This window comes from Candidatus Bathyarchaeota archaeon (assembly GCA_026014805.1).
Classification (GTDB): Archaea; Thermoproteota; Bathyarchaeia; order Bathyarchaeales; family SOJC01; genus JAGLZW01.
The window spans coordinates 165,643-176,350 of sequence record JAOZHR010000031.1; the positions used below are offsets into that span (position 1 = coordinate 165,643).

10 protein-coding genes and 1 tRNA gene are annotated in these 10,708 nt (G+C 44.6%); 6 read left to right on the forward strand and 5 right to left on the reverse strand.

From position 1 onward, the window contains the following. Nucleotides 1-44: 44 nt before the first annotated feature. Both NWE91_09390 and NWE91_09395 read left to right on the forward strand, forming a co-directional pair. Nucleotides 45-401 carry a hypothetical protein gene (locus NWE91_09390; GenBank protein ID MCW3986600.1) on the forward strand — a complete coding sequence of 119 codons (357 nt, stop codon included), beginning with the start codon at nt 45-47 and terminating at the stop codon, nt 399-401. Continuing rightward, entirely contained in the window at nt 402-938 is a 537-nt protein-coding gene (locus NWE91_09395; protein MCW3986601.1) for a hypothetical protein, read from the forward strand. It begins immediately after the preceding gene. Here NWE91_09395 and tmk read toward each other — a convergent pair. Next, nucleotides 935-1,543 (reverse strand): dTMP kinase, encoded by a 609-nt coding sequence (tmk, locus tag NWE91_09400; GenBank protein ID MCW3986602.1) that lies wholly within the window; start codon nt 1,541-1,543, stop codon nt 935-937. The genes NWE91_09395 and tmk overlap by 4 nt on opposite strands. Before the next feature lie 89 nt (nt 1,544-1,632). Between tmk and NWE91_09405 the strand changes: the two genes are divergently transcribed. Then, nucleotides 1,633-2,910, forward strand: a complete 1,278-nt coding sequence (locus tag NWE91_09405; protein ID MCW3986603.1) for an HD domain-containing protein — start codon at nt 1,633-1,635, stop codon at nt 2,908-2,910. A gap of 136 nt (nt 2,911-3,046) precedes the next feature. Here the strand turns inward: NWE91_09405 and NWE91_09410 are convergent, their stop codons facing one another. The 4 genes from NWE91_09410 to NWE91_09425 form a co-directional block, all read right to left on the reverse strand. After that, a complete protein-coding gene (locus NWE91_09410; protein MCW3986604.1) occupies nt 3,047-3,382 on the reverse strand; it encodes a winged helix-turn-helix domain-containing protein in 336 nt (111 codons plus the stop codon). A gap of 187 nt (nt 3,383-3,569) precedes the next feature. After that, nucleotides 3,570-4,535, reverse strand: coding sequence for a carbohydrate kinase family protein (locus NWE91_09415; GenBank protein ID MCW3986605.1), 966 nt, complete (start codon nt 4,533-4,535; stop codon nt 3,570-3,572). 31 nt (nt 4,536-4,566) lie between these two features. Then, nucleotides 4,567-6,453, reverse strand: coding sequence for an ATP-binding protein (locus NWE91_09420; GenBank protein ID MCW3986606.1), 1,887 nt, complete (start codon nt 6,451-6,453; stop codon nt 4,567-4,569). Next, the gene (locus NWE91_09425) at nt 6,425-8,335 is read right to left on the reverse strand and encodes a hypothetical protein (protein MCW3986607.1); all 1,911 of its coding nucleotides are present in this window, start codon (nt 8,333-8,335) and stop codon (nt 6,425-6,427) included. The genes NWE91_09420 and NWE91_09425 overlap by 29 nt, the downstream gene beginning before the upstream one ends. 341 nt (nt 8,336-8,676) lie before the next feature. On the opposite strand from NWE91_09425, the gene NWE91_09430 reads away from it, so the two are divergent. The 3 genes from NWE91_09430 to NWE91_09440 all read left to right on the forward strand — a co-directional run. Next, a complete protein-coding gene (locus NWE91_09430) occupies nt 8,677-8,856 on the forward strand; it encodes a hypothetical protein (GenBank protein ID MCW3986608.1) in 180 nt (59 codons plus the stop codon). A gap of 1,009 nt (nt 8,857-9,865) precedes the next feature. Next, nucleotides 9,866-9,962 (forward strand) — tRNA-Glu (locus tag NWE91_09435). Nucleotides 9,963-10,126: 164 nt separating this feature from the next. After that, nucleotides 10,127-10,708, forward strand: a 582-nt coding sequence (locus tag NWE91_09440) for a saccharopine dehydrogenase NADP-binding domain-containing protein (protein ID MCW3986609.1), incomplete at its 3' end; no start/stop codon positions are given.

The following is a 10,708-nucleotide window of genomic DNA, read 5'->3' on the forward strand; positions in this document are numbered from 1 at the left end:
CCTCAAATTAACCAGCAGTAATATTACTGTTTGAGGTTTTAAACTTGTCTAAGAAGTCCAGTGATATCCAACACATGGTTGACATGTTAAAGCAAGGTGCCACGCTTACGGAGCTTGCTTGTCCAGCGTGTGCGTCCCCCTTGTTTAGGTTTAAAGGCGGGGAGCTGTGGTGCGCCAAATGTGAAAAACGTGTCATTGTCGTGAAAGAAGGTGAAAATGTGGAAAAGGTGACGAGTCAGGTGCGGTTAAGCGCTCTTGAGAGTACGATACTAGCGAAGATACAGACAGTTGAAAAGAGGATCAAGGAAGAGGAGAATTTGGAGGAGCTGCATAAACTTAATGCGGCTTTGGCTTCGCTTTTGGAGAATCTCGAAAGGTTAAAGAAAATGAAAGAAACCTAAGTGTCAAGCATGTTAGGGCGTTACGAGAACTTTCCAAAGATTATTCACGGTGTCGCTCGTTTTTCTTACAGAGCTTCATCGAAGAAGGTTCAGCAGGTTATAGTGTCGGTTTTTCATCGGCTAAACCAAAAAAGGTGTAGGCTTGAGGAAATAGCTTATTCTTCTCCAGCAGAATGCGAGGTGAATTTTGAGTTTGGGGTTGGAGAAGGTAATGTGTTCACTTTTCTGGATAAAAGCGAGTTAGCTGTGGTGGAAGCCGAAATCGCAGGGAAAACGTTGATTTTTCTGGATTTTTTATGCGTTATTCAGTATCACATTGTTGATAAGTTAGGGAAACGTACCCCATTGAAGTTTGATTATTATCTAATGCGGTTTGCGTTTGGAAGGAATTATGTGGAGTTCTTGATTTCTCATGAGCGTGGACCACAACGGGTTCATGTTGAAGACTTGATAGGCTTTTTAACGGGGCATATCAGGAGTAAACTGGCTGACCGGTATTCTGTTGCTCTACGACTTGAAGAAACGCGGACAATCTAACGTTTCTCTAGAAACCTCAAAACAATGTTTTCGATTACTTGTGCCACTTCTCTTATTGAAGCATTTCCATAGACCTTGAAAAGCTGCTTATCCTCCACCAGCTTTAGGTAGAGCTCTCTAACATCCCTCTGTGTCTGCAGTGTCTCCATAACCGTTTTTCTTCGTTTGATGCGGTCTATTACGATTTCTGGTGGTACGTCGATGTAGATTGCGAGGTCTGGTTTGATGGCATGCTTGTTGATTTCTTTTATCCATTCTATGTTGACATCTGCTGCTCCTTGGTATGCGATGGAAGAGTAAACATAGCGGTCGCAGACTATTATTTTTCCTGCTTTTAGAAGTGGTTTTATTTCGTTTTCGATGTGATAATTACGGTCTGCTGCGAAGAGCACAGCTTCTACTACTGTTGGAACACGGGTGTTTCCTTGAAGTATGTTTTTTCTTATTATATTGCCATAAATGCCTTTGCTTGGCTCGGTGGTATAGACGGCGTCGTATCCTTTCTTTGTCAGAGCTTTTACAAGGCGGCGTGCTTGGGTGGTCTTTCCACTGCCATCGATGCCCTCAACGCATATGAACATGCCATTACGCTCAGCTGCCGCCACTTACATCAATCCTCTGCTGCCTAGCATTGTTGATTCAAGCTGACTGTTTAAATAGTAATAACCAAGATAAAAATTGGAGCGTTACAGTCATGGGTCAACGCTGGGGCGAAATAAAAGACCCGGTTCACGGATACGTCTACATAAACGAGACAGAGAAAGACATCGTAGATTCCTTCCCAATGCAACGTCTCCACAGGCTTCGCCAACTGGCAGGCGCGGAATATGTCTACCCGGGCGCCAACCACACCCGCTTTGAGCATTCAATCGGTACCATGTACTTGGCCCAACGATTAACAGAAAACTCCAACCTCTCCCAATACCTATCGAAAGAAGAAGCTCAAACGATTCACTTTGCAGCTCTACTTCACGACGTAGGACATGGGCCATTCTCACATGTCTTTGAGCATTTACTTGAGAAATTTCTCGATAAAACTCACGAAGAAATGACCGTTTGGATAGTTGAGAAATCTGAACTAAGCGACATCTTAGAGAAAGCAGGATACGATGCAGATGCAGTAGCAAAACTCGCCACAGGCTCGCTGCACCTAAAAGGAAAAATGTTCATGGACCAAATAATTCAAAGCGCCGTTGACGTCGACAAGCTTGACTTCATCGTCAGAGACTCCTACCACACCGGCGCAGAATATGGCAACGTAGACGTTTTCCGCATAATCAACATGCTAGACGTCCTCAACGACAACATAGCGGTCGACTCTGGTGCTCTCTCCGCCCTCGAATCTTTCATATTAGCCCGTATAGAATCCTTCAAAAGCATCTACTTCCACCGCGTAAGCAGAGCCGCCCAAATAATGCTCGCAACAGCCATGGAAAAAGCAAAAGACGAACTAGACCTAATCAATTTCAAAACACCCGAAGAATACCTAGCCCTAGACGATTACACCGTCTGGACAATGCTGAAACTGTGCAAAAAATCCAGCAAAATCATGAAAAACTTGGAAAGGCGGCGGTTGCTCAAATGCGCCTACGACCAGACCTTTCATGTCAAAGACAAGACAGTTTCAAATCTTTTCAGCGCTGAAGAAATCCGCAATGAGATGCGAGACAAAATCGCGGAAAAAGCACGTGTAAGCCCCCAATTCGTGGTCATAGATGTACCAACACTTCCCTCTGTGCCTTACCATCATTCTGCCCTCATAGAACCCATGGAAATCCCCGTCTTCCACAAAACCAGAGACGGAAAAAAGATTCCTCAACGCCTCAGTGAAATCTCGAAAATCTTCGAAGCATTAAGAGGGTTCATAAATGTTATTCGGGTGTACACTGAGGATAAATACCGCACAGAGGTCACCGAAGCCGCGACAAAAGTGTTAGGCGAACTACCGTACTCAGCAAGAATATCCTATTAGCAAGAGGGCGTTGAACCAAATTGAAGGCTCACACGTTAAAAGGAAAAACCATTGTCTCAGGGCCGCTGCAGAGGAAAGGCGAAGGCGGAATTCTTGTGTGCGGTGGCTAACCTATTAAACTGACAAAATGGAGAGCCTATTTAAGCCTGCAAGCATCAGCCATAACTTTCTTCAGCTCTTTGAAGTTTGCAACCAGCGAAAGTCCTATCCTAGTTAGGTCGGTTTTGCCTCCATGTTTTCCACCTCTCCGAGTTCTAACCACTGGCATTCCAAGATGCTCTTCTGCGTCTTTAATGAGGCCCCAAGCATAACGGTAAGACATGCCTAATGTTTTTGCGGCAGCACTTAGTGAGCCTTCTTTGCTGATTTTTTCAAGAAGCTTGTAGGTTCCTTCTCCAAATATGTATTCTCCGTTGATTTCGAACCACAATTTAAAGGCGGGTTTGATTTCTGGTTTTTTCGTGGAAGGCAACTAATTCATCTTCTCAAAGTTGTCTAAGTTAGGCTATTGTGTTCTTGGCTAATAAAAAAGCATGTTCCCCCCCGTTTATGGTTCTTTGGTGAAGCGGGTTTCGCGACAGATCGAAATGTGGCCGCAACAACCTTCGACATAGGTTTCTATGCTAGTTTGGTTATCTTAGCTGCTTATTCCTATATTCTCATGCTCGCTGGTACATAGGGAAGTCTGTGATTTTTTTCTGTATGCTTCCTTCTCTGAGTGCCAATACATATTCAACCACATCTGAGGGTTTTTGAAAAATCAGCTTTTTTGTGGCTTCAAATCCCCATCGTGAGCATTTTATGCTTGAGATTATTGAAGCAACGGTCACTGACTTCATTAGATCGTTGGTTGTCTTGTACGTCGCAAGGAAGGCACCATTCCACGTGTCTCCTGCTCCTGTTGTATCTATCACTTTACCTGTTGGAATGGTTAAGGCTGGAATCATTTGCGGTTCAATTTCGGATCCGCTCACTATTGCACCTAGTTTTCCCATAGTTACTATCAGTCTTTGAGCTTTCATTCGTTCCAGGGCAAGGGAGAGGGAACTGGATTGGGTGAGTGCTTTTGCCTCGAACTCGTTGAGCATAAAAAAGTCGGCTTGTGAGGCAAGTTTCTTGAGTAATCTTCTGTTTCTCGGTTCTTTTGTGTATCCTATCCAGGTGCTGATTGATACTTTTACGTCAGATGAACGCTGCTTTATGTCATTTATTATCCTAGTGACTTTTGCGGGTTTCATTGGGGATAAATGTATCATGCTTTGCGGTTTGAGAAGTCTTGAGGGAATCTGTGAGGAGGTTATTCTGGCTCCAGCGCCAGCGTGTGCTTCGATGTATTTTGCTTCCCAGTTCCTATTGTAGCGAATGTAGAATCTGGTTGAGGGCATGTTAAATGTTTTTACGCCAGTGGAATCTAAGCCGTCAAAGCAGTTTGTGAAGGAGAAATCTTTTCCAACCGTGGTTATTATGGCTGTTTTTACGTTCAGAGATTTTGCAGCGATTGCGGCGTATAATGCGCCTCCACCTGGCTGAGTTCTGGTTCCATTCATGTTCTCTACTTTGTCGATTGATACGTGGCCTACGAACGTGAGGTTTGCGGTAGACGGGTTTGAATTTGGTTGGGCCATTTTGAGTTACCGTTTTGCCTGCTGTGTTGGCTTAGGTTTGAGGAGTGGAGGCTGAGAGGAATTTTTCGAGTTCGTTTTCAGCGTTATCTGCTTGGATGAATATGGGGACATTTTCTATGCCTGTAGCTATGTAACTTGATAGTAGCCATTCACCTGGTGCGAATTCGAGTGTTTTTTCGAGGATACCTTGGTCTATCATGAAGGTGTTGCTAATGAGGGTGCGGTCGTAGGGGCGAGGTAGGGTGCCAACGAAGTAGGTGTGGAGCTGTTGCAGGGCGTTGGTGTTTAGGTAGGCCAGTCTTTGGGTGGCGATGCATACGCCTAAGCCGTATTTTCTTCCCTGTCTTAGCAGGGTTTCAACTTGTTTGCTGCATTTTTTGTCTATGCCTACGGAGCCGCCTAAGTCGGGGATGAATTCTTGGGCTTCATCGAAGACAAGCAGGATATAGGGTTTAACTTGGAATCTGCGTTTTCTGCGGGCGAGGAGATTGCGTGTGAGGGATATGACAAGTTCTTTTATCGTGTAGGGGTCTGAGATGGAGATACATACGATTCTTCCTTCGCCTTCTAGTAGGTTGCGGATTTTTTCGGCTGTGAGTCCGCCTTCTTTCTGTTCCTCTTCTTGTCTTTTCTTTATGACTTCTTTGAGGGCGTTGCGGGTGGTTGCCCATGCATAAAGTCCGCTTTTCTCGTGGACCTTGAACGTTTGGACTACTTCAAGGGCTATTGGATCTATATATTCTATGAATTGTTCGTCGACTTCCTGGTTTTCGCTGAGGGCATGTTGTTCGACGTATTCTAGGATGGTGTCGCTGATTCTGTCTATGGCGTTTATGTAGTGAGGCTTATCTGCGCTGTTTTTTCTTTGGTTTTCGAGTTCTTCAAGGAATTGGCTGTACGTTGGAACTTTCTGTTTGGGTTTAGTGTAGTAAGATAGCTTGGCTTGGTCCATAATTTTCTTGAGTCCTGTTTTGATTCTTTGGTCGGTTTCATATTCTCTGGGTTTGACGACTGAGTTGAAGAATTGTTCTAGGGATTCTATTTTGTGTTCAAGGATGACTTTTGAGGGGATTGTGGGGTCTGAGAGGATGTCGAGGAGGAGGAAGATGTATTCGCAGCTTATGTCGAAGATGACGATTTTTGTGTCTTGTGTGTGGAGGAGGATGCGTCTTAGGATGTTTGACATAAGGTTGCTTTTGCCGCCGCCGGTGAATGCGAAGACGCCGAAGTGGTATCGGACAAGGTTTTCGAAGTCTATGTATATTGGGATTGTTGCTTTGCTGGCTTGGAACATTTTGATTATGCCTAGTCGGGGGTCTCGGTGAGCGTCGGGTGTGGTTTTGGTTGGGTCTACGCCTAGTTTTTGGGTGATTTTTTGGTTGTACATGCGGTTTATCATGATGCTGTTGAGGATGTTGGCAGGGCTGGCTACGATGGGGTAGCTGAAGCCTTTTGTGAATTTGCATTCGCCACTGGAGCAGAGGGTGAGGTCGTAGTTGACGGGGATGGCGCTGATTTGGATGATCATGGTGGCTTTGTCGTTGGTTTGCCAGTCGGCTTCTGACTGTTCTATGATTTCAAATTGCATGGGGTAGTATCCATGATCTGAAAGGCCTCGTAGGCCGAAGTGTTCTGGCCAGACTCTGCTGATTTCCATGAGTGTGTATCTTTGGGTGTTGGGTTCGGTTTGTTTGAAGTTGGGGATTGCTAAGAGCATGCCTTCTTCGAGGAGGCCCATGAGGTCTTTCTGGTATTCTACTTTGATTCGGGCTTGGTAGCGGGCGCTTATGCCTGTGAATTTGGATTCACTTACGATGCCGAATTGGCGGGGGACGACGTGGCTTAGGCGGGCGTGGAATCTGCCGTTGAAGTTGGTGAAGTATGTTTGGTTATGGGTTTTCTCTTCTTGTGGCTTCAATTGCTGTTCTCCTTTCTCGGAATGTACTCATGTAGAATACGAACTTTCTTAATTTATGGTTGTTGAGTATCCAGTTTGCAGTGGTATCAGCGATGCGTTTGAATTGGCCATAGTGCCATTTGGCGATTTTATCGGCGATGAATAGGGGTTTGTTGTGTCCGAAGGCTTCAGGTATGCTTGGCGGGGTCATAGCGGTGAGGGTTGTCATTGTCAAATTTTGGAGCTGGTTTGGTACAGTTTTATCTTTGTAGAGTATTATTTCGACGGGTTCTTTTGCGCTTCCGAATTCGTTCCAAAATTGAACTGTGGTGTTTGGCTTATGATCGAATTCTGGGTAGACGAGGCGGTCTGTGAGAAGGACGTTGCTGCGGAGCAGATGGTCTTTCTTGGCTTGGGCGAGTTGCACATAGGTTTTGAGAAAGGTTTTTTCAAGGCCTATCCTGTTTTTTATGGCACCCAACACGTAACCTTTTCGTGTTTGCGGGTCTGGGACCATGGAGCGGAAGGCTGAATCGTATTCGATTAGGCTCCAGGGGACTTTGATTTTTTCGGGGTTGAAGAGGCTGATGGATTGGAGTATCATGCGGTCGGTGTTCGGTAGTTTTTCGTATGTTTCCGGCGTGATTGTGTCTTTTAGCATGCCTTCGTTGTTGAGGATGGGGATGAGTTGGCGTTTCATGTCTCGGGCTGCAGTGTCTTTTGTTATGCCTATGAGGAGGATTTTGTTTTTCCAGCATGCTTCTATGAGCATGTGGAAGGTGAAGAGGGTGAGGAAGGCAATGTCGAGCGTTGTGAGCCAATGTTTTTTTCCGTTTTTCTTTATTTTCATGAGGTTGGCGTTTTGAGTTTCTAGTTTTTGGGTGTAAAAGAAGAGGTCTCCTAGGGTTGTTACGAGTTTTTGTAGTCTAGTCCATGTTGTTGCGTATTTTGGGTTGATGCTGTATGTGTTGTCTCTTTTTGTTAGGATTTCTTCTTTTACTGATTTTTTGAGGTATCTCTCAGCTCTTTTAGCCCTTTTCTCGTCTGCTATTCCTAGTTCTTGTAGAATTTGGCTCTTGGAGACGGGGCTTTTCTGTTGAATTAGGTTGATGATGGCGTAGCGGAGGTAGTCTGCTCTTGCAGGTGGGATGCCTAGGGCTGGGTTTCGGATGTAGTGTCTGCCTAAGGCGAGGTCGTTGGCGTCAATGGGTGTCTTGTCTATTTTGTAGCCTATTAGGTTGCTTTTTGCTTTCCAGAGGTCTCTTTTTGAGGTGTCGTAGAGTAGGCTGGCGCGTTCGATGGATAAGCTTCTGTCTAGGAGGATGATGCGTATGTCTTGGTTTGGGTCGGTGGCGAGTTTGTACGCGAGGTAGTATTCGGCGAAGGTCATTATCCAGTTGGCGATGGTTGCGTTGTTTATGATGGCGCTGTCTTGTAGTGGCTTGTTAAGGGCTATTTCGTCTGGTTGTTCTTGACTGAAGAAAGTTTGGTCTATTTCTGGGACCTCGCTTATGAAGACGGGGATGACGCTGGAGATTCCTGCACCTTGTTGGAGGGTCTTTGCGTCGTATTGAACTGCTGGTTTGGAGCTCGGCTTGAAAGTTATTGTGCCAGTTGAGGCGTAAGCGCCACCGAAGAAGATTACGAGGTCGAACAGAGGCCGAGAGTACATGGTGCCGTCTACGCCTGCGAAGCGAACCTGAGTAGAACCCCAGAATTTCCGGGCTGTTTCGTAAGCCTCCTCGTAGCTGAAGCTTGAAACAATAAGGTTAGAAAGCAAACGGTCGTAGAGCGCTTGCAAGGGTTGAAGGCGGTTCTCATACTCGGTGATTTGGTCAGAAGCGCCCAATTTAAGAAGGTTACTTGTTCTCTTAATTGTGTGGCTCAACATAGATGAAGACATTTAGTCACCACTGAGTTCCAACATAAGAACATACAGCTCACTTTAAAACAATACTTTGCGTTGGCAAGAACAGCTTCTCTGTCAGAGGTTTCCCTCCGAACAAAAGTGGGGGGGGGGCGGCGTATCTGTGCATGCTTTCAATTCCCTATTATTGGGATTTCTCCTTGAAGCCAGAAGTCGTGGCGGACTTAGCTGCCAATGGGTACACTTTCAATGTTGTAAAACGAAAATGCACAGGAGGATGCGGACACAAACAAACATGTCAATGTCAACGAAGACATCAAAATTTTAAATAACTCCGCCTAGAACTTTAGATGGCAGTAAGCGTTTTGGTGGCAAGATTGAACCGTAAACTTCGCCCAGAAGAAAAAGTAGAAATTGCAGTTAACATGAGTGATGCGTGTGTTCGTATTTGTGCAGAAGGAATCAGCAGCCAAAACCCGTCCATTAAAGAAAAACATATTGTAGAAAAAGTTAGGAAAAGAATCCTCCGCCAAAAGCCAGATCACTACGAGGTTTAGAAACTGGAATCTTTCGAGGAACTAATAAAACGAGTTATTAGCAGCTTTAGCGTTGCTGGAACGGATTACATGATTACAGGAGCTCTAGCAGCAAGCTATTACGGCAGTGCCCCGAACGACAATGGACATAGATATTCTTGCAAGTTTTCCCAGAAAATCTGCAAACAAAACTCGTAGCACCGCTGAAAAAAGCAGGCCTCAAAGTTAACGGTAAAAAAATCTGGAAAGCACTAGAATCCAGCTACAAGATACTAACTCTAAAAGACAAGATAGCACCTTTCACACTCGACATCATTTTTTCTGACAAAAAACTTAAAAAAAGAACAGGAACAATCCTAGGTTTACGCGTGCGCGCATAAGTGAATAGGAAGAATATGAAAATAAAATAGAAACAAGAGATGTTTAAAATGTTAAGAAAGTCTTTCTTCTTCATTGTCTTTGCTATAAGTTTCTTCTTAGCCTGTGCATTTGTAGCATTGATCCTTCACAGTGCTATTACTCAAGATCTACCTTTATTGATAGTAGGCTTAATAGCATTCTTTGCAATGGTATTAAGTGGATCAATCGCACATAATTTTTTGGAAGTATAGAATATGAAAATAAAAGTAAAGGAAAAGGAAATAACAATAAAGTCCAGTCTCTACTTGATAGTCTATCTCTTCAGTGCTCTCATTGGACTAATAGAAGAAGGACTAATGGGTCTAGTAGTTATCACATCTTTTTATCGTTGTCTGTTGAGTTAATCATAGTCTCATTCTTTCTTCAAGTGTAGTATGTGTAGTCTTTCATTGTTTTATTATTAGAAATCTAACTCTATTGATGTGAAACATATTTCTACTCTAAGATGAACATTTTTGCCTCCTTTTTCTGCAAGGTATCTTAAAAAGAAGCAAAATAGTTTAGCCCTGCAGGTGTGGTGCTCAGCTTTTCCAAGATGTAGGTAGGTTCAGCGAATAATAGAAGGGTTTATTCGAAAGAACCGTCAATTTGCATAATGCTCCGAGAATGGGCTCCGGTAGAAGCGTTTTGTCTGCCGAATATAGCCCGGTTAAGTATTCCGGCCTTTCGAGCCGGAGACCCGGGTTCGAATCCCGGCCGGAGCACCAAACTAAATTGTTAAGAGCTCTTATTACTAATGGAGAATCTATATGTCCGGGGGGCTTAGGTTGAAAAACGAGAAACCCAAACCCAACTCGCGGGCGCAGAGAGCTAAAAATATTTAGGCATCTACTGAAAGCTATGGAGGTAAAAATGTAAGGAGGTATGAGAAGTGAGAGTCTTGGTTCTCGGCTGTGGAAAGATGGGCTCGGCTATAGCTATGGATATGGCTCAAAACGATGAGGTCTCTAAGGTTGTTGTCGGCGATTTTGACGAGAAAAAAACGGAGCAACTCGCTGCTAAGCTGGATAGTGACAAGGTTTTGGGGCAACGTGTTGACGTTATGGACCAACAAGCCACAGTGAAGCTGGTGAAGAATTTCGATGTAGTTATGAGCGCTCTTCCTTATGGAATAAATGTCTTAGCAAGTAAGGCCGCTGTGGAAGGTGGTGTGCACCTAGTAAACTTGACCCTCGAAGAACAGCAGTGGGAACTTGACACTCCAGCAAAAGAAGCTGGAGTTACGCTTATACCCGATTGCGGTGTCGCTCCAGGCCTAGCCAGCATTCTCGCAGGTTACGGCGTAAGCCTTATGGACGAAGCGGAAGAGATTCACATCATATGTGGGGGGATTCCCCAGAAGCCAGTTCCTCCTCTTGGATACAGAATCGTGTTTGAAACCCAAGGCCTTGTGGACATGTACTGTGAAAAGTCTCGAATCGTGAGGAACGGAAAGATAATCCAAGTAGACACT

What these genes read in the sequence shown, in the direction of transcription:
- NWE91_09405 (MCW3986603.1), top strand. Translation starts at nt 1,633, where the DNA reads ATGGGTCAACGCTGGGGCGAAATAAAAGACCCGGTTCACGGATACGTC.
- NWE91_09415 (MCW3986605.1), bottom strand. Translation starts at nt 4,535, where the DNA reads ATGGCCCAACCAAATTCAAACCCGTCTACCGCAAACCTCACGTTCGTA.
- NWE91_09425 (MCW3986607.1), bottom strand. Translation starts at nt 8,335, where the DNA reads ATGTCTTCATCTATGTTGAGCCACACAATTAAGAGAACAAGTAACCTT.